Annotated in this window: 1 rRNA gene; it reads right to left on the minus strand. The window is 54.7% G+C overall.

The features are described 5' to 3' along the window. Positions 1–214, minus strand: a 23S ribosomal RNA gene (locus HFD99_RS25435); the annotation flags it as partial.

The following is a 214-nucleotide window of genomic DNA, read 5'->3' on the forward strand; positions in this document are numbered from 1 at the left end:
ACCTGTTGTCCTTCGACTACGCCTATCGGCCTCGCCTTAGGTCCCGACTTACCCTGAGCGGACGAACCTTCCTCAGGAACCCTTAGGCTTTCGGCGGATCTGATTCTCACAGATCTTTTCGTTACTCATACCGGCATTCTCACTTGAATGCAGTCCAGCGCTCCTTCCGGTACACCTTCAACCCGCATTCAACGCTCCCCTACCCCTGATGCAA

This window comes from Paenibacillus sp. EKM301P (assembly GCF_011800295.1).
Taxonomy (GTDB): Bacteria; Bacillota; Bacilli; order Paenibacillales; family Paenibacillaceae; genus Paenibacillus; species Paenibacillus polymyxa.